General features: G+C 32.4%; 18 protein-coding genes and 1 pseudogene. 12 read left to right on the forward strand and 7 right to left on the reverse strand.

Annotation, left to right across the window (positions count from 1 at the left end; translation table 11 throughout):
• Positions 1-41 precede the first annotated feature (41 nt).
• The 6 genes from CD155_RS00265 to CD155_RS00290 form a co-directional block, all read right to left on the reverse strand.
• On the reverse strand, positions 42-392 hold the full coding sequence (locus tag CD155_RS00265; RefSeq protein WP_002444021.1) for a DUF4889 domain-containing protein: 351 nt from the start codon (positions 390-392) through the stop codon (positions 42-44).
• Positions 393-570: 178 nt separating this feature from the next.
• Positions 571-999, reverse strand: a complete 429-nt coding sequence (locus CD155_RS00270) for a pyridoxamine 5'-phosphate oxidase family protein (RefSeq protein ID WP_241159062.1) — start codon at positions 997-999, stop codon at positions 571-573.
• A gap of 62 nt (positions 1,000-1,061) precedes the next feature.
• Positions 1,062-3,167, reverse strand: a complete 2,106-nt coding sequence (rsp, locus tag CD155_RS00275) for an AraC family transcriptional regulator Rsp (protein ID WP_103212219.1) — start codon at positions 3,165-3,167, stop codon at positions 1,062-1,064.
• A gap of 1,019 nt (positions 3,168-4,186) precedes the next feature.
• Positions 4,187-4,564: a DUF1722 domain-containing protein gene (locus CD155_RS00280; protein ID WP_070871813.1), complete on the reverse strand. Its 378-nt coding sequence runs from the start codon at positions 4,562-4,564 to the stop codon at positions 4,187-4,189.
• Between the two features lie 243 nt (positions 4,565-4,807).
• Entirely contained in the window at positions 4,808-5,755 is a 948-nt protein-coding gene (locus CD155_RS00285; RefSeq protein WP_002444014.1) for a magnesium transporter CorA family protein, read from the reverse strand.
• Positions 5,756-5,824: 69 nt separating this feature from the next.
• Positions 5,825-6,436 (reverse strand): TetR/AcrR family transcriptional regulator, encoded by a 612-nt coding sequence (locus CD155_RS00290; protein ID WP_002444012.1) that lies wholly within the window; start codon positions 6,434-6,436, stop codon positions 5,825-5,827.
• A gap of 162 nt (positions 6,437-6,598) precedes the next feature.
• Here CD155_RS00290 and CD155_RS00295 point away from each other — a divergent pair, with 162 nt between their 5' ends.
• From CD155_RS00295 to CD155_RS00335, 9 genes are all read left to right on the forward strand, one after another.
• Positions 6,599-7,876, forward strand: a complete 1,278-nt coding sequence (locus tag CD155_RS00295; protein WP_103212220.1) for a YhgE/Pip domain-containing protein — start codon at positions 6,599-6,601, stop codon at positions 7,874-7,876.
• A 190-nt stretch (positions 7,877-8,066) separates the two neighbouring features.
• The gene (locus CD155_RS00300; protein WP_080981441.1) at positions 8,067-8,846 is read left to right on the forward strand and encodes an SDR family NAD(P)-dependent oxidoreductase; all 780 of its coding nucleotides are present in this window, start codon (positions 8,067-8,069) and stop codon (positions 8,844-8,846) included.
• Positions 8,847-9,032: 186 nt separating this feature from the next.
• Positions 9,033-9,452: a MarR family winged helix-turn-helix transcriptional regulator gene (locus tag CD155_RS00305; RefSeq protein WP_002444006.1), complete on the forward strand. Its 420-nt coding sequence runs from the start codon at positions 9,033-9,035 to the stop codon at positions 9,450-9,452.
• A gap of 137 nt (positions 9,453-9,589) precedes the next feature.
• Positions 9,590-10,948, forward strand: coding sequence for an MATE family efflux transporter (locus tag CD155_RS00310; RefSeq protein WP_103212221.1), 1,359 nt, complete (start codon positions 9,590-9,592; stop codon positions 10,946-10,948).
• A 170-nt stretch (positions 10,949-11,118) separates the two neighbouring features.
• Positions 11,119-12,369, forward strand: a complete 1,251-nt coding sequence (locus CD155_RS00315) for a copper resistance CopC/CopD family protein (protein WP_103212222.1) — start codon at positions 11,119-11,121, stop codon at positions 12,367-12,369.
• 11 nt (positions 12,370-12,380) lie between these two features.
• Complete coding sequence (locus CD155_RS00320; protein WP_070871816.1) at positions 12,381-12,977, forward strand: YcnI family protein; 597 nt, start codon at positions 12,381-12,383, stop codon at positions 12,975-12,977.
• A 139-nt stretch (positions 12,978-13,116) separates the two neighbouring features.
• On the forward strand, positions 13,117-13,533 hold the full coding sequence (locus CD155_RS00325) for a DUF2871 domain-containing protein (RefSeq protein WP_070830255.1): 417 nt from the start codon (positions 13,117-13,119) through the stop codon (positions 13,531-13,533).
• 166 nt (positions 13,534-13,699) lie between these two features.
• Positions 13,700-14,734, forward strand: coding sequence for an NAD(P)/FAD-dependent oxidoreductase (locus CD155_RS00330; RefSeq protein WP_103212223.1), 1,035 nt, complete (start codon positions 13,700-13,702; stop codon positions 14,732-14,734).
• Between the two features lie 24 nt (positions 14,735-14,758).
• Positions 14,759-15,160, forward strand: a complete 402-nt coding sequence (locus CD155_RS00335) for a GNAT family N-acetyltransferase (RefSeq protein ID WP_070871818.1) — start codon at positions 14,759-14,761, stop codon at positions 15,158-15,160.
• Positions 15,161-15,221: 61 nt separating this feature from the next.
• Here the strand turns inward: CD155_RS00335 and CD155_RS00340 are convergent, their stop codons facing one another.
• Positions 15,222-16,214, reverse strand: coding sequence for an acrylyl-CoA reductase family protein (locus tag CD155_RS00340; protein ID WP_103212224.1), 993 nt, complete (start codon positions 16,212-16,214; stop codon positions 15,222-15,224).
• A 316-nt stretch (positions 16,215-16,530) separates the two neighbouring features.
• On the opposite strand from CD155_RS00340, the gene efeO reads away from it, so the two are divergent.
• The 3 genes and pseudogenes from efeO to CD155_RS00355 all read left to right on the forward strand — a co-directional run bounded on the left by efeO (position 16,531) and on the right by CD155_RS00355 (position 20,310).
• On the forward strand, positions 16,531-17,388 hold the full coding sequence (gene efeO, locus CD155_RS00345) for an iron uptake system protein EfeO (protein WP_044466794.1): 858 nt from the start codon (positions 16,531-16,533) through the stop codon (positions 17,386-17,388).
• Complete coding sequence (gene efeB / locus CD155_RS00350; RefSeq protein WP_103212225.1) at positions 17,385-18,611, forward strand: iron uptake transporter deferrochelatase/peroxidase subunit; 1,227 nt, start codon at positions 17,385-17,387, stop codon at positions 18,609-18,611. Before efeO ends, efeB begins: the two co-directional genes overlap by 4 nt.
• Positions 18,592-20,310: pseudogene (locus CD155_RS00355) on the forward strand (FTR1 family protein). The gene efeB and the pseudogene CD155_RS00355 overlap by 20 nt, the downstream one beginning before the upstream one ends.
• Positions 20,311-20,502: the final 192 nt, after the last annotated feature.

The raw sequence follows: 20,502 nt of genomic DNA on the forward strand, positions 1-20,502 counted from the left end.
TTTCATTTCAAGGTCTTTTTTATCATATAGGTATGGCCGTATTACATGCCGTGGTGCATACCTTTCATATCATGTATTTTAGACATTAATCCATGTGGAACATCATCATGATCTACTTTTTTAACTTTAGTAATTTTACCTGATTTTTCATCTTTGAAAATCATGACAAAATCTTCTTTTTTCACTGAAACGTTAGCATTTGATGGTAACTTAACATTTTTCTCTATTTTTTCATCTTTTTCGCTAATCATTTTGTCTATTGTAGTACTATTTTTCATAATACCGTAATACGTATCTTTTTTACCTCCAGTCATCATCATAATGACAAGTACAATACATACAATCAACATGATTGCGATAAGTCCGAAACCTAAGGCTTTCTTATTTTTCATAGCTGTATAAAACTCCTTTATCTATATTACTTCATTTATACAAAACTTCTAATCACTTTGCAATTGTATTTAAAACATTTTTAAAATTAAAAACGTTAAAAATTCATAGAATGATAACATTTTGATAATCAAAAAGCCCTCTGCCATCAATTTCATGACAAAGGGTTCGAATAAACAGTTAAACTTCTATTGTAATAGGTGTATCTAAATCATCATCATTCATTAACTTAATTGATTTAGGTTGTACTTTTAATACACATAATTCCGGATCTTGTTTTGAATCGAAGAACGTCTTATCTTGAGTTTCCCATAACCAATCAATCACTTTTTGATCTTTAACAACCTCAATTTGAGCATCAATTTCTACAAAACTATTATTTGTAGTCTCGTTATAACCTAATAAGATATAGGCATAAGGGTTATCTTCAATTTCTTCCACTTTTACTGAATTAATGTTTGTTTTAGTATATAAAGTTAAATCATCATTGTAAAAAACCATATATCTACTATTAGGTTTATTATTATATGCAGTTGATAATACACCGACTTTTGAATTGTCTAATACTTTTTCTATTGCTTGAGTTGCTTGTTGTTTATCCACACTCATCATCTCCTTATTCATTCATATATCCAATCGGAGACGATATTAAACCAAAGCTTTATTGACTTTTATAACGGTTTAATGCAGATATATTTCACCTCATCATGTTTCAGTGTAAGTTGAAATGGTTTGTGATTTTCCTCTTGGACAGCCAATTCTGTTTTAGGATGATTACATTTATCTAATTCTTCAAGAATACTTCGTTCAATGTATAATAACTCTTTACTTTTTGGTAGTAAGTTCTGAATTGAACCATGTTCATTGTTTAAAGTATTAATAATGATGAGAGAATTTACATTTAATTGATTTTTGAAAATGAATTTCTGCTTACTATCAGATAAGTAACGGTCATTAATTTTATTAAATAATAGAAAATGATAATTTCCGCCTTTACGACTCATCAAATAGTTGTTTCCAACTTCCAATGGTTCATCTACAAATGAAGCAACCATTTTGTAGATATGCATTAAAGGTAGCGGGCTACCATAGCTATTGAATAAAGAAATATATTGTGAATCGTCATCAATAAGTTGATAGCTAATTCCACCACCGTATCTCATTAAAGCGATTAAATGACATACTAAATCTGATAATTGCAGAGGGTTAGCGCCATTATTAGTATATTTAAAGCATTTTAATGATAGATTGTTATAGACAAATCTTGTGGAAGAGATTCCAGAATCTAACATAAACTGTTTATAATTTTCAAAATGTGTAGATGAGTGATGATATGTTTTGCGTTTATTTAATAATAAATTTTTAGTTTCAAGATTTTCGATATCAATAAAATAATAGTCGAAATTTAAACGTTTCATGATGTCGTAGGTATGATCAATCGACGCAGATTCACGAAGTAGGCCTTCCACAGTCATGCCATATCGGATTTCCCTATTTTTATTTTTAATTTTCAAATGACATAGATGAATTTCATTGACTGACATGCTCTCTGAATCGAAGACAAGCATGAGTTTAACTAACTTTTTATTAGTTTTGTAATCTTGGTTACTTTGTAAAAATGACAATATCACTTGATTAATAGCTTCAAATTGTTGTGTAGTTTTTATTTTCATGGCTAGGCCGATATCTTTTTCGAATAACTTTTCAAAGCAACGGTTTAATAAATTGAAATTGATATGACTCACGACAATGTCACTAATGTCTTGAATGAATACGACGGGTTGAGGTAAGTATGAAAAATCGATGTCATAATACTCATTGAATACGAACTGAAATAACTCATTAAAGTTTTCGAAACGAATAAACGCTTTAGAACTTTTGGTGCGATCTTTAGGATTAAACTGGTCAATATCTTTTTCAGTAATTTCAGTAGCGAGTTGGTCATTAAATTCAAATTGGTTAATTAAATCTTTAAATTCTGAGTAACTTTCATTACTAAATTGAATCGTAGGGTTTAATTCAATTTTAGAAATATAAGATCGGAATTGCTTAGGACTAAATCCTAAATAATTTTTAAATTGGTTTGTAAAATTTGTGTGACTGCTAAAGCCAGAATGTTCAGATATCGCATTGATAGAGTCATCAGTAGATAATAGTAATTTAATCGCATGTATCACTTTTAAACTTGTGAAGTAGTCTTTAAAGTTCATATTTAAATATCTTACGAATAAGTTTGAACAATATGATTCTGAAATATTGCAGTGCTGTGCCACTTGACGTAGTGATAACATTTCTGAAACTTTGGTATGGATATAAGTTAAACCTTCGACAAATATAGGATGGTTGATAGCAACTTTAGGAATATATTTTCCTTTGTACCTAATTACTGACTCTTTATATAAAGTTTGTATAATTTTTGAGATTGCTTGATTATCTTGTTCCTCATTATTCATAAATCGATGGATAGATTGTAGAATAATATTTTTAACAAAACCACTTGATTGCAATAAATGTCTGTCAAAGTAACATTTAAAGAATTGATTATCTTCATTATAAAAATAAAAAACAGGTATAGAGAGCGTAACTAAATTCGAGGATTGATTAACGTAATAAATATCTGTTTGATTAATAATAGCGATATGGTTGTCTAAATCCTTCGTTTCTCCATTGATTGTAATCTTAAGATCATTTGTTAATGAAAACATGAGAATGATTCGATTAATATTGCGAGTAGGGGGCGAATGATGATGTTTATATATATTTAAAAGACAAGTCATGATTTAGAAATAGGCTCCTTATTGAATATTAAATGTTATTATAATGTATTCTTGTTGAAATAGTAATAGTGAAAAATAAAATTTTTTATTCGTGATGTTAAGCAACCTATTCAAAATTATAAGTAGTGTACAATACAAATAATTATTTAGGAATATAGAGTTCTTATTTTGGAAATTTTAGATAGAGTGCAAATGAATTTTTTGGTACATAATAAATATAGATTTCGACACAATGTAAATTCAAAAAAGAAGTTGATGTAAAGTCTTAGACGATTTACGATTAATTTTAAATTGAATTAATTTTTGGAGAGAAATCACAGCAATTAAATGTACGATGTTTGTTTATTACATCTAGAATCGACAACAGAAAAAAAGAAACATCAAAAACAACACATATTTTTCTACCTTTAATTGTTTAACTATCCCAATAGAATAAACAACAAGAAGAATTCAGTTATACTTAATAATTTTCTCGAAACTTATTCATCAATCATCTTAGAAATAGGCATCTAGAAAGTAATGGCACCATGGAATAAGAAAATGTTCAAACAACTAAGAATCAATTACATCATGAGACGAACATTCTTTCTTTAACAACCAGAATCAACATCAAGACAAACTAATGTAAAGACAAATTATTAAAATGTATAAAACAACTTTAATTAAACAACTAGAATCTACATCTATGAACATTTAAAGTATAATCGATCAACAACAATTGTTTTAGTAGCAACAATTAGAAAATTTTTAGTTAAATTACTCTCCCCCGAAGTACGATTAATTTAAAAGAAAAACAATTCTTGTGGTGCCATGATAAGTTTTATAACTTATTAAATATCAGCTTAATGTTTTAGTTATTAGAACCCATTAACAATAAGACGAGTCAGTACATCAAAGTTATTATCATCAAGTCTTATATCAAAAATATGGGGCACATCTTAGAAATCCAAATCTTTTTTCAGAATCAAATAGCACGTACATAATTGCAGTAAAGGCTAGGGTATAATTATATCCTGGCCTTATTTTAATTGTTTCAATACAGTACTATTTTGAAGATAACGCACTTCATATTTGTCTGCGAGTTCTTTCAAATAATTAAGGAGTGTTAATTGATTGAGCTGATTATCATTAAATTTATTTTTTAATAATAATGCTTTGTGTTGTTCTTCATCTGTTGCTACTTTTTTGAAATATCCCCACATATGATCATAGGCATTAATAATAGAGCCTTTAGTTGGTGTGATTGCTAATGCATTTGCAATTTCATTTTGGACCTCTTTTAGGGAGGGGTCACCTTTTAACATATCTCTAATATTGTCATATGCATGTTGATGATGTAATAAAACATGATATTTTTCTTCACTCCATAGTTTCTCAATTTTTCCTCGTTCTTTCATGATTCACTCACCTCAATTCATATATTTAACAATACCCTTACACATGATTTTAAAATTACGTGAATACTGAAAACCATTAAATGCGTATTATGGGTATGTAGTCAGATATATTAGAACCTTTGATTTCAGACACTTTAGCATGTTGTTTGTTAATAGAGTTAGACAATATAAAAATGCCTCAGAAAGATTGTAACTTACAGTCTTTTTGAGGCATTCGTGTTTTAAATGATTCATATATTTAATCTATAATTTCTGTTTGCGCCATAAGAAAATACTTACAATTGCAACAAGTATAAGAGAAATACCTACTACAATAACCCATGAAGCATAACTATGCGCATCGATTGGCAATGGTACGTTCATACCAAAGAAACTAAACACTAATGTTGGGAGTGTGAGAAGTACTGTGAACAACGTTAATGTCTTCATTATCGTATTCATATCATTAGAGAGTAATGAAGCATACGAGGTTGTGATACTCTCAAGGATACGTTGATGTAACTCGGTTGTTTCAATCGCTTGATTGTTCTCGATTACTAAATCTTCTAGTAATTCTTCGTCTTCTTCAAAACGCTTAATTGCAGGTAATCGGAATAACTTTTTAATAATGGTATCATTACCTTTTAAAGCTGCTAAGAAGTAAACTAAACTTTTTTCAACTTCCATTAATTTAAATAGTTGTTTATTTGTAATATTATTTTTCAAATCTTTTTCAATACGGATTCTCGATTTATTGAGTAAACGTAAATTCCTATTATAGTGATTCGCAATCGTTAATAAAATTTCGAGTGCAAAGCGACTATGAAAATTTAAATGAATGTCATCTTGTCGTGCGAAATTCTCTAGGAATTCATTTTCAGCGTCACAAACAGTCATAATCATACCATTACCAATAATGATACCAAGAGGGATTGTGACAAATGACAACACACGTCGGTTGGTTGAATTGACAATAGGTAAGTCGATGATGATAAGTGAATAACCTGTATCTTCATCGTATTCAATACGTGCGCTTTCTTCAGAATCTAAGGGGTCACGAATGAAGTCTTCAGGAATATTGTAAAACTCCATTAAATTTTCGATTTCTTCACGTTCAGGTTCAACGACGTTAATCCATGACGCGCTATGATCCACTGTAGTTTCTATGATTTCATTTGAATTGCTACTTGCATGTTTATAAGCAGTAATCATAACTATTATTCCTTTCAAAATCTTTTATATTCTATACTTGATTAACAGTTAGATTCTTAAGCGTCTAATTTAAGCATTGTTCTTTTGATATTTATATTCAGCCATGATACGTAATGGTCCATTAAAAACAATTTTATATATATGATGAGTGAGTTCTTCAACTGAAATACGATGAGGATCTAGAACCCAATATTTAATTGTATTAATTGTAGCTCCAGCTACATAACTATGAAAATACATTTCCGGTATACCATCGATTTCATGATTGATACTCATATATCTACTCATATTTTCTTTCATCAGTTCACTTATTTTTTCTTCAAGTTTACTTGTACGTTCTAACTGTAAAATTGTATGATAAAACTCCAAATTATCATCAATATGTTGAAGGATTTTTGTCAGTACATTTTCAATAAAGAGTTGAGAAATCTCTTCAACAGTTTCTCCGTTTATATGGTTGAAATGTGTAAGATGAGAAAGCTCTGAAATACATTCATCTTCCATGTCAGTTAGCAACATATATTTATCTTCATAATGTAAATAGAACGTACCTCTATTCACGTCAGCTTCAGATGTAATGTCTCTGATAGTAATCTTATCTAGATCTTTGTTCTGTAATAATGTTGTAAATGCCTTCTTAATGGAAGATTTTGTCTTTCTAATGCGCCTATCTTCTTTCAATTAAATATAACCTCCCGTAAAATAATAGACAATTTACAACAATGTGTTCAATAACAGACGTATCTCTATAAATTGATGATTGTTAAATTGTTCTTACCTATTATAATAGACAACGTGAAAATTATTCAACACATTGTTCAATAAAAATAGGGAGGTCATTTCATGAATATATTTAAAAGTAAATTATTATGGTTCGCGCCTATTGCTGCGATAGTAATTTTAGTTATTTTTTCTTTAGCATTTTATCCGGCATTTAATCCTAAACCTAAAGATTTACCAATTGCCATCGTGAATAATGACGAAGGTACAACAATTCAAAGTAATAAAGTAGATATCGGTAAAAAAATTGAAGATAAATTATTAGATAGTGATTCAGATAAAATCAAATGGGTCAAAGTTGATAAAGAATCTGATTTGCAAAAAGGTTTCGATAATGAGAAATACTACGGAGCAGTTGTCTTTGAAAAAGACTTTTCAAAAAATGCGATGAGTAAAACTCAAAAAGTTGTCATGGATAGTAAAAAATCAGAAATGAAAGAGAAAGTTGAATCTGGTGAAATTCCAGCACAACAAGCTCAAAAAATGAAACAAAAAATGGGTAATCAAAGTGTTGATGTGAAACAAGCAAATCTTAAAACGATTGTTAGCCAAGGTTCTAACTTACAAGCATCAAATATTGTGACTAACGTTTTATCTGGCATCGGTGAAAACTTAAATAAACAAATTACAAAACAAAGTTTATCTACACTCCAAAAGCAAAATGTAGATGTAAGTCCTAAAGACATTCAAGGTATTACTAATCCAGTTAAAGTAGATAATCAAAAAGTCAATAAAGTTAAAGACCATCAAGGTAGCGGTAATGCACCATTCTTAATGTTCATGCCAGTATGGATGGGCTCAATGATTACTTCCGTTCTATTATTCTTTGCATTTAGAACAAGTAATAACTTTGCAATTCAACATAGAATTATCGCTTCAGTAGGACAAATGGTTACTACTGTTATAGCAGCATTCTTAGGAAGTTTCGCTTATATTTACTTTATGAAAGGTGTCTTAGGATTCCACTTCGATCATCCTAATAGAGTGGCGCTGTTTATCGCTCTAGCAATTATGGGATTCGTTGGACTTATTTTAGGAATTATGGTTTGGTTAGGAATGAAATCATTACCTATCTTTATCTTGCTCATGTTCTTCAGTATGCAAATGGTTACATTACCAAAACAAATGCTCCCTGGAGGCTATCAAAAATGGGCATACGGTTGGAATCCATTTACTCATTACACTACAAGCTTAAAAGAACTTATATATATGAATAAAGCCATAGAATTAAACGGAACAATGTGGATGTTTATCGGCTTTATGATTTTCGGTATTGTTTCAAGTTTAGTTGCTGCCATTGTTAGAAAACACAGCACTAAACGTACTGAAGTACCATCTTAATATGACCAATACAACGTTAGCTTAATAATAGCTAGCGTTGTTTTTATTTTAAAAAAATTCATTGAGCATATATATGATATTTGGTGAACTAAAAGAAATACAAATGAACAAAAGTAAGCGTTTACACTATGAAAACGAACATAAATAAGCTAAAATGTTGTTATACATAAAGACAAGGAGATGGAGAATGATGTCAGTATTAGATCAATTTAAACTAGATGACAAAGTCGCAATTGTGACAGGAGGCGCATCTGGTTTAGGCAAAGCAATGGGGAAAGCTTTAGCAGAAGCGGGAGCAAATTTAGTCATCGCTGATATGAATCTGGAAGTAGGTCAAGAAACTGCTAAAGAATTTGAAGAAGCAACAGATAATAAAGCAATTGCTTGTGAGGTAGATGTTACAAATTTAGAACAAGTCAATGCAATGGTCAAAGAAACGATGGATACTTTCGGACACATAGATATCTTATTCAATAATGCTGGTATTAATGAGCATGTGAAATTTGAAGATATGCCTTATGATAGATGGAAGAAAACGATGGACGTGAATTTAAATAGTATGGTACTTGTAACGAATGCGGTAGGTGAAGTATTTCGCAAGCAACAACATGGTGTGATTGTAAATACATCTTCCATGTCTGGCGTAATTGTTAATTCACCTCAACCACAAGCTGCATACAATACATCTAAAGCAGCTGTTATTATGCTTACGAAAAGTCTAGCGAATGAATGGGCTGAACATAATATTCGAGTCAATACGATTGCACCAGGTTATATGAAAACAGAACTCACTAAAGACTACTTTGCAAAAGGTGGCGACATGATAGATACGTGGATGAATATGACGCCAATGAAACGACCTGGCGTTCCAGAAGAATTACAAGGCGCAGCATTATATTTAGCATCTGATGCTTCATCATTTGTAACAGGTTCTGTTATTACAGTGGACGGCGGATATACAGCACTTTAATTAAGTTGAAAAAAGTTCATAAATAGGAAAAGGTTTGGGTGTAATAGCCCAAACTTTTTATGTGGACAAAGTAAAAAGCAATACGCACTAATTTATCAGAAAATTAGAACTTTAATATATCGGATTGACGTTTTCGATATACGTGCTATTATATTACTTAGATATCTAACTAAATGAGGTGGAACAATGAATTTAACATTTCAATATTTGATTCGTAGTCTTGCACATCAAATGAAGAACTACGCAGATAAAAGGTTAGATGACTTTGGTATAACTCAAGAACAAAGCCATACACTTGGTTACATTTATCGACATCAAGAAGAGGGAATGACCCAAAAAACATTATTAGAAGCCTTTGATCGAAAAGGATCTACAGTAAGTAGTACTTTGAAAATTCTTGAGAGCAAAGGACTCATATACCGTAAAGTCAACCCTAAAGATACCAGAAGCAAACTTTTGAAACTCACTGATGAAGGTATTACACTGGTTGAATCATTTATTAAAATCTTTGATGAGATTGAAGAGAATATGTTAAAAGATTTCACCGACAATGATAAAGAAAAGTTAAGAGAATATTTTGATAGAATGATGAACAATTTAAAATAAATGCAAGATTAGAACTATAGTGTTGAAATCATCTGTACTTTAGTATGTGGCACAAAGGTTCTAATCTTAAATTTTAAATATATAGTTAGATATCTAATTATTAGGTATCTAAACAAAAAGAAAAGGGAGTTTATGAAATGAAAGACGAACAACTATATTATTTTGAGAAATCTCCAATTTTTAAAGCAATGATGCACTTCTCAATTCCAATGATGATTGGGTCATTACTTAGTGTTATTTATGGTATTTTAAATGTATATTTCATAGGATTTTTAGATAATAGCCATATGATTTCAGCGATTTCACTTACTTCACCTATTTTTGCTGTGTTAATGGGATTTGGTAATCTTTTTGGCGTCGGTGGAGGTACATTTATCTCTCGTTTACTTGGTGCAAAAGATTACAGTAAAGGTAAACATGTAGGAAGCTTCTCAACATATGCAGGTTTTATTCTAGGTATTATCATTGCAATGATAGCTTTACCTTTTACAGATCAAATCGCACATATTTTAGGTGCTAGCGGTGAAACATTAACGTATACAAGTAACTTCTTAAAAGTGATGTTTTTAAGCTCACCCTTCGTCATTGTATTCTTTATTTTAGAACAATTTGCACGCGCTGTGGGGAAACCTATTATTTCAATGATTGGTATGTTATCTAGTGTAGTTTTAAATATGATTTTAGATCCTATCTTCATTTTTGGTTTAGATTTAAATGTCGTTGGTGCAGCATTAGGAACAGCAATTTCTAATGTAGTTGCCGCACTCTTTTTTGTGATTTACTTTTCAAAAAATAATGAATCGATATCACTTCGACTAAAAGATGCAACACCTACATCTGAGATGTTAGCTGAAATCTTTAAAATAGGTATTCCAGCATTCTTGATGGTCGTATTAATGGGCGTGACTGGATTAGTATTAAACCTATTCTTAGCGAAATATGGAAACTATGCGATTGCAAGTTATGGAATACAGTTTCGACTTGTTCAATTTCCTGAGTTAATTATTATGGGATTGAGTGAAGGCGTAATTCCACTTATTGCATATAATTTCGTATCGAACAAAGATAGAATGAAAGATACAATTAAAGCGGTTATTATCTCTATTGCAATCATTTTTGTGATAAGTATGAGTGTTGTATTACTTTTCGGTCATCAAATTATCCAATTATTTAGTACAGATGTTCACATCGTTCATCTTGCGACCTTCATGTTAAAAGTCACTATGACATCATTACTTCTTAATGGTATTGGCTTTTTATTCACTGGTATGTTACAAGCTACAGGTCAAGGACGAGGTGCCACAATTATGGCGATACTACAAGGGACTGTAATCATTCCAGTACTATTTGTAATGGAACATCTTTTCGGATTAACTGGTGTGGTATGGTCATTATTAATTGCTGAAACACTTTGTGCTTTAGCAGCTATGCTCATCGTTTATTTATTACGTAATCAATTAGCTGTTGATAGAGACGAATTACTTGCAGAAGCATAATTCAAATTAATCTATAGGCAAGTTTAGAAACAGTATTAATGAAGGTTTCTAACTTGCCTTCTTTTTTGTCTAAATAGTGAAAAATTAGAATTGTTATTGTTAAGTAAAAATGTAAGCTATATCATTGAAAACAGGGCAAAATTTATAAGGACATATAAGAGGAGGTTTCAATGTTACTACGTAATAAGATGTCTAAGTACATCATTGCATTGGTAATTATATTTTTCATGACATTGGTTCCAGCCTTTGAACATCAAGCTTCTGCACATGCAACTTTAGAAAAGACTACACCTCAAGAAAAGGGTGTTGTTAAAGAAAAGCCAGAAGAAATTCAATTGGAATATAACGAACCTGTGAATGCAAAATATTCAAATATAACATTATATAATGATAAAGGTAAGAAAATCAGTGAAGTCAAGCCGACGACCTCAGGATGGTCTAAAACTTTAGAGTTCCCTGGTGATCAAATTGCTAAAGGAACAAATACGGTTGAATGGCATGCAATTTCTGCTGATGGCCACGAGGTCAGTAATAAATTTGAATTCTCTGTTGGAAAAGTGACTGCCAAAAATGTAGACACTTCAGATGCTTTTTATGCGCAACCAAGTTTTTGGTTCGGTGTCTTTAGATATCTGACAGAGGGCGCGACAATTATTTTAGTTGGCTTGTTCTGGGTAAATGGTATTGCCAAACGACGAGGTTTACGACAATTTAATGTCTTACCTAAACAAGTAGGCGTTACTTGGATAATGGCAATGACATTACTCATGTCGATGATTGTTTACATGATGACACTCACGTCAGATGTGTTAAATGATATTTTAACGTTAAAAGCAGATGTCATTATGCAATTTCCATATATTATTAGTTCAATTGCTCTAATCGTGTTATTTATATTGATGACACTTAAAGATATGGAAAAAGTATGGTACTGGTTGGTATCATTTGCGATGATATTAGCAATAGCGATGTCAGGACATGCTTGGTCACAACATATACCTTTATGGTCTATCATCATAAGAACCTTACATTTAGCAGGTATGACATTATGGCTAGGTGCCTTAATTTATCTCATCTGTTATGCCAAAACTGAACGCGGAAATCAATTAACTAATGTGAGACAGATGTTGTTAAGAACAAATATCACAGCAGTAGCTATATTAATTATTTCTGGCGTGTTGATGGCGATAGATGAAACAAACATACTGACAATTTGGAGTCATCTACAAGCTTGGACTATATTTATGATCATCAAAGTGATTGGTACTTTAATCATGATGATTTTAGGTTTCTATCAGACAACCAAAGCTTTAGGTAAAAGAAATAAAGTAAATCAACCGACATTATATATAGAACTTATTATCGGTATAGCATTAATCTTTGCTGGCGTGATGATGAGTCAAATTAATATTCCAGGTTAAGGAGGACAATGATGTTACGAAAATTAATATCTATGACAGTGATTTTATTCTTTGCAATAGGGTGCTTTAAATACGCTGACGCCCATGTCACGCTAAATCCTAATCAAAGTGAACCAGGATCTTATGATAAATACGATGTGCGTGTGCCTGTCGAACAAGATGATAATACTGTAAAAGTTGAATTAAAAGTACCTAAAGGTGTAAATGTTGCGAATGTTGCACCAGTACAGGGATTCAAACATCATTTCGAGAAAGATAAAAAAGGCAATATCACTAAAATTACTTGGACAGCAACAGGGAAAGGTATTGGACCTAATGAATTTATCGAATTCCCAATCGTTGCAGCTAATCCAGAAGATGAAGGTACATTTAAATGGAAGGCATATCAAACATATGACAATGGTGATGTTGTAAAATGGACTGGTAAAGAGGACAGCGAACATCCTGCACCAACGACTACAGTGAAAAAAGGTGCGAGCGCAAATAATAGTAAAGCTGATGAATCAGCATCCACTGGTGGTGGATCTATCGCTTTATGGATAGTATCTATATTTGCAATTATTATTTCATTAGTTGCTTTATTCAAACATGCACGTAATAAAAAATAAGTATTAGCTAAAAATTCCTGAGGGGATCTCAGTAATCCTTTTCAGGGATTTTTATTATTACCACAACGATTCTTCGTGATTTTGTCACTTTAATATTTAACAATATGTTCTATAATATAATCGTGAGGGAGGACTCATCATGCGTAGATTACTATATTCTTTTCTTTTTTATATGATTATAGGATTACTAAGTGGTTTTTATTATAGAGAATTAACGAAAGCGCATCATTTTACGGGCGATACACAATTAGCGCTTGTACATACTCATACACTCATATTGGGGATGTTTATGTTCTTACTATTATTACCACTTGAAAAGGTATTTAAATTAAGTAGTTATTATTTATTTAATTGGTTCTTCATCGTTTATCATTTAGGTGTCATTGTGACAATTGGAATGATGACAGTTAAAGGCACACTACAAGTTGTTGGTGCTAAATACTCTCCAGAAGCATTAGCAGGCTTTGCAGGTATAGGACACACTGGAATGCTTGCAGGACTGTTATTACTCTTCTTTTTACTCAGACAAGCCATCATTACAGAACCCAGAGATTAACGTAAACTCGTGAGATATTGAACTCACGAGTTTTTTATTTTATGAGCGTCGTTTTAATATTTTCACTCTTCTATTTCACTATAGTATAATGATTGTGTGTTAAATGATAACTATTATCATTGGGGAATATCTGATGTAATTTACATACATCATAGGAGGAAATCATATGGAAGACGTTACAATTATTGGTGGCGGTCCAGCTGGATTATTTGCAAGTTTCTATTCTGGATTAAGAGGGATGTCAGTTAGAATCATAGACGTGCAAGATAAATTGGGTGGCAAAATGCAAATTTATCCAGAAAAAATTATTTGGGATATCGGTGGCGTGGCACCTAAGCCGTGTTATCAAATTATTGAAGATATGATTCAACAAGGTTTGCATTTTCAACCTAAAGTCAATTTGAATGAACGTGTAACTGATATACGCAAAGTTTCAGAAAGACATTTTGAAATTGAAACAGAAGAGGGACATATTTACGAATCTAAAGCAGTTATTTTCGCCATAGGTGGAGGTATAATCAATCCTAAACCACTTGATATTAAGGGAGCAGAACGATATCAACTCACTAACCTTCATTATGTAGTGCAATCATTTTCAAAATTTAAAGGCAAAAATGTGCTCATTTCAGGAGGCGGCAATACAGCATTAGATTGGGCGAGAGATATTGCTAAAATCGCCAATCGTGTTACAGTCATCTATCGAAAAGCAGAAACGAGTGGTTACGAAGCGATGAATAGGATTTTGGAAAATCTTGGTGTACAATTATTGCCAAATACTAAAATTAAGCAACTCATCGGAGACGACAATGAGACACGCATCCGTCAAGTTCAATTAGAAAATGTTGAGACTGGTATAACAGAAACTCAAGACTTTGATGAGGTGATTATTAGTCATGGTTTCGATCATGAGAATCCACTACTCAAAGATTGTACATCTCAATTTGAACTTTATGACGAATATCGTGTTAAAGGATTTGGAAATACCACAACGAGTGTCGATGGTATATATGCTTGTGGAGATATAGTGCATCATGATGCAAAGGTTCATCTTATTGCAAGTGCGTTTAGTGACGCAGGTAATGCTGCAAATTTAGCCAAAACATATATAAATCCGGAGGCAGCTACTGAAGGCTATGTATCAAGTCATAACGACATTTTTAAAGAATCTAATGAAGATATCGTTAATCAATATCTGTATTGAGTTGAATGAAAGGACGAAATAGGGATGGCATTAGTTAAATTTGAGGCGCCTAAAGTTCAAGACTATTGTGATTTAAGAGTGAACGCAGGTATGAGTCCTAAATCGATTGAAGCGGCTGAAAAGGGGTTACCCAATGCTTGCTTTAACGTCACAATTTATGAGCAAGAAACTTTAATAGGTATGGGACGCGTAATTGGTGATGGCGGTACCGCATTTCAAATAGTAGATATCGCAGTGGATAAAAATCATCAAGGTTTAGGCTATGGTCGTAAAATAATGGAAGAAATTATGACTTATATTGATAGTGTTGCAGAAAAAGGAACTTACGTCAGCTTGATGGCAGATTATCCAGCAGATCAACTTTATGAAAAGTTCGGTTTCAAAAGTACAGAACCCTATTCAAAAGGAATGTACATCAAATATTAAATTGAAAGCGCGCGAGTGGGTATCAGATTCACTCGCGCGCTTTTTCATACATTATTTATACTTAAGCATTGAAATCAATGACAATACGTCCAGTATTTTCATGATTAATGACTTTTTCAATAGCATCAGGAATGTCCTCGAATGAGATAATATGCTTGATATCATGTAATTGATCAGGTTTTAAATCTCTTGCTAATCGTCTCCATACGCGTCTACGTAATTTAATAGGTGTAAATACAGAATCAATACCGATGATACTCACACCTCTTAAAATAAACGGAAAGACAGAACTTTCGAATTCCGTGCCCCCAGTCATACCAATGACAGCTACGCTACCATTATTATCTAAGCGTTTAACAATATAAGGTAAGTTCTTACCACCTACTGGGTCAATGGCAGCTTGCCATGTACGAGAAGCAAGTGATTTATCATCATTATCAGGTAAACGGTCAATTACTTCAGTGGCGCCTAATTCTTTTAGTTGGTTATCAACATCTTTACGACCTGTACTTGCGACAACATCGTATCCTAAATTATCTAGCATCAGCATTGCCAATGTACCAACACCACCAGTCGCACCTCTTACAAGCACTTCATTACCTTCAATTGACATGCCTGCTTTTTCTAACTTTTCAATGGCTAAACCAGCAGTATAACCTGCTGTTCCATAAATCATCGCTTCTTCTAAAGTTAAACCTTCAGGCAATTCAATCACCCATTCTGATTTAACACGGGCATATTCGCTAAATCCTCCATAGTGACTTACTCCTAAATCATAACTTGTGACGATGACTTTATCTCCAACTTCAAAACCAGGTGCATTTGTTTCTTCTATCGTTCCTGCCAAATCGATACCAGGGACCATTGGATACTTTTTCACGATAGCATTATGATCTTGTGCAGCTAACGCATCTTTATAATTGATACCTGAATAATGTACTTTGATAAGGACATCTCCCTCAGGTAAATCATCTTTTGTTAGGGTTTTATATTCTTGTGAAACTTTGCCATTCTCGTCTTGATCAACTATAAAAGCTTTGAATTTTTCAACCATTATCAGTCACTCCTTCAAATGTTTTATATATCAACTTCGCATAGTTAAATGTATTCATTGGTTCTAAATTTACTTAATTATTGTTTACCCAGTAATTTTACTTTTTAAAATGACTATCTTTATAAAGTACCTTTTCTCATTTAAAAATTAAAATGATATTTTGATAAAAAGTTAAAAGAGTTGTTATTGACACAAATAACACCCACGAATATAATTATCATGATAATGATTATCAATTGAGAAGTTTTGCATGAATCTCGTTGGGTGATTGAATGTCTAAACAATACATAGTTTAAATATTTTATGAGGTGAAGTAATGAAGAAATTACCAGTGATTTTATTAGCATCATCATTGTTATTAGCAGCATGTGGAAATAATGACAGCGATAAAAATAGTTCAAGTTCTAATAATAATAGTAGCAACAGTAGTAATAAAAAAGAATTAAACGAAGCAACTAAAAAGTATGAGAAATATACAGATGGTCAACTTGATCAATTCTTAAAAGGAACTCAAAAATTTGTTGATGCGATTCATGATAATGATATGCAAAAAGCGAAAGAATTGTATCCAAAAGTACGTATGTACTATGAACGTTCTGAGCCTGTAGCAGAAGCATTTGGTGATTTAGATCCTAAAATTGATGCTCGTTTAGCTGATATGAAAGAAGAGAAAAAAGCGGATCAATGGACTGGTTATCATAAAATCGAAAAACAATTATATCAAGATAATAAAATTGATAGCACGACTAAAAAAGATGCAGATCAGTTATTAAAAGATGCGAAAGAGTTACATGCGAAAGCAGACACTTTAGATATTACGCCAAAATTAATGTTGCAAGGTTCAGTTGACTTATTAAACGAAGTTTCAACATCTAAGATTACTGGTGAAGAAGAAATCTACTCACACACTGACTTATACGACTTCAAAGCTAATATTGAAGGTGCACAAAAAATTTATGAATTATTCAAACCTACATTAGAGAAGAAAGATAAAAAGTTAAGTGCTGATATTCAAAAGAACTTTGATAAAGTGAATAAACTGTTAGATAAATATAAAGACGGTGACGGTTACAAATCATATAATGAAGTAACTAAGAAGGATAGAAAGGCATTATCTGATGCTGTTAACTCTTTAGGTGAACCGTTAAGTAAGATGGCCGTGGTTACAGAATGAGTAAATTAGATAAAGATCAATCATCGCAAATGTCGCGCCGTTCATTTTTAAAAATGTTAGGCATCGGTGGGGCTGGCGTAATGATTGGAGCAAGTGGTGTCGGAAGTATCTTCTCATTTAAATCAATGTTTGATACACCTGAAGATGAAGAGAAGGATGCATATGAGTTCTATGGCAAAGTTCAAGCTGGAATAACTACGCCAACACAGCGGTCTATTAATTTCATCGCTTTAGATTTGAAGACAAAAGATAAATCTGAAATTAAAGAGATGTTTAAACAATGGACTAAGATGGCGGCACAAATGACTGATGGTGATGCTGTAGGAAAGGAAAGCAACAATCCTTTACTACCTCCTGTTGATACAGGTGAAGCGATTGGTTTAAGTGCAAGTAAGCTCACACTTACGTTTGGCGTAAGTAAATCATTTCTTAAGAAGATAGGTATGTCAGATAAGATACCTAAAGACTATAAAGATTTACCACACTTCCCAAATGATCAACTTTCTGATGATTATAGTGATGGAGACATTATGATTCAAGCGTGTTCAATGGACGATCAAGTCACATTCCATGCCATTCATAATTTAATACGTCCATTTAGAGATGTTGTACAAGTCAAATGGTCTCAAACAGGTTTCGTTTCAGGCCAACTTCATGAAACGCCACGTAATTTAATGGCATTTAAAGATGGTACAGTTAATCCTCGTCATACTGATGAATATAAAGATTATGTATTTATTAATGATGGATGGGCTAAAAATGGAACATACTGTATTATTCGTCGTATTCAAATCCATATTGAAACTTGGGACCGTACTGCGCTTGAGGAACAAGAAGCTACGTTTGGTCGTAAACGTCAATCTGGAGCGCCGCTTACAGGTAAGAAAGAGTTTGACGAACTCGATTTGAAAGCAAAAGATAGCAGTGGTCAATACGTCATTCCTGAAGATGCACATGCACGCTTAGCGCATGAAGCCAAGACTTCTATTAAACGTCGTGCCTATAACTATGTTGCAGGAACAAATGAGAAGACGGGTGCATTAGAAACTGGATTACTATTTATTTGCTTCCAAAAATCAACACAACAATTTATTGATATTCAAAATCATTTAGGTCATAAAGATAAATTAAACGAATATATTACACATCGTGCCTCCGCAACATTTATCGTGTTACCTGGTGTAAAAAAGGGAGGATACCTCGGTGAAACATTATTCGATTAAGATACTTGCCATCTTAATTCTATTATTAACTGTATTAAAAGTAGCACCTGTACATGCAGAAGATGCTTCAATGAGTGAAGCATATGTATCGATTACAGATGCTAAATCAACAATTAATGATGATTCTTAAAAAGATAGCGACAAGCAAAAAGCGATTCGCAATGTAAAAAAAGAAATTGATGCTTTAAATGTGAAAGATAACAAAGAAGGTAAAGCAGTTAAAAGTAAATTAAAAGAAGTTGAAAATGCTAAATCTTCAGATACACAGGGAGATAAGCTATCCGAATTGACTAAAGCATTAATTGCTTATGAAGATTCTCAGTCTTCTAAAGATGCGTCAGGTCAAATCAAAGAGCTTAAACAAGCAGTAGATGCGAAAGATGCGCCCATACAAAAAGCGATTAAAAGTAAAAATCGTTCAGAATTAGAATCAATTAATAATAGCTTAAATCAAATATGGACAAGTCATGAGACGGTAATTCGTAATTATGATCAAGGAAAATATGGCACAATCGAAGTCAATTTAATGCAACTTCGTGTTGCCGTTCAAAAGGATCCGTTAGATACTAAGAAAGTTAAAAATGCATGGGATACCTTTAAATCGAGTATCGACACGGTAGATCAGAAACAGTCTTCTGAAGATAATGGAAAGTACAAAGTAACGCAATTAAATGACGAATTAGATAAAGCGATTAGTGGTATTAACAACAACGATTTAAATAAAACTGACGAAGCCTTATCTAAATTCATTCAAATTTGGCCATACGTCGAAGGGAAAATCCAAACAAAAAATAGTAGCTTATATACGACGATTGAAGACAAGATTCCTTATTATCAAAGTATATTAGATCATAGTAATAAAGAACGTGTTAAAGATGGTTTAAAAGATATTAACAACGATATCAAAGACACTGTTGGAACAGGTGATTATACCTTTGTCGATGTTATGATTATCTTCTTGCGTGAAGGTTTAGAAGTACTACTTATTATTATGACGTTAACAACAATGACACGTAAAGTTAAAGACCATAAAGGTACATCCAGCGTTATTGGTGGAGCGCTTCTAGGTTTAATATTAAGTATTACACTTGCAGTCATCTTCATTGCAACGATTGGTAACAATGGTATTGTACGTGAGGGTATGGAGGCTGTGCTAGGTATTGTTGCAGTTATCTTGATGTACGTTGTCGGCGTGTGGATGCATAATCGCTCGAGTGCGAAACGTTGGAATGAAATGATTCAATCGATGTATCAGAATGCAATTAGTAACGGTAATCTCGTATTGTTAGGTACGATTGGTTTAATTTCAGTGCTCCGTGAAGGTGTCGAGGTCATTATATTCTATATGGGTATGATAGGAAGTATTAAAACTCAAGACTTCATTATCGGTATCGCAATAGCTATTGTGATTTTAATCATCTTCGCCTTTGCGTTTAGATTCATTGTAAAATTAATTCCAGTACACTATATCTTTAGAGTTCTTTCAATACTTATCTTTATCATGACATTTAAAATGTTAGGTGTAAGTATTCAAAAATTACAATTATTAGGTTGGATGCCTCAACATAGTATTGAAGGACTTCCTACAATCAGTTGGATTGGATTCTATCCAAGCATTGAAACAATTACTGCTCAAATTATTCTTATTGTGTTGATACTTTTCTTTGTATTTAAACAACGTAAAAAGAATCATTTATAAATAAAAAGAGGTTGGGACATAATCAATTGTCTCAACCTTCTTTAACATATTGGCAGTAGATGTCTGAATTGAAAGTGCGCTTATATCAAGCTTCTTTCAATCCTAGCCATCCTTGCCGGCGGGGCCCCAACATAGAGAATTTCTTAAAAAGAAATTCTACAAACAATGCAAGTTGGGAGAGGGACAACGAAA

The sequence above is a fragment of the Staphylococcus caprae genome, from assembly GCF_002902725.1.
GTDB classification, from domain to species: domain Bacteria; phylum Bacillota; class Bacilli; order Staphylococcales; family Staphylococcaceae; genus Staphylococcus; species Staphylococcus caprae.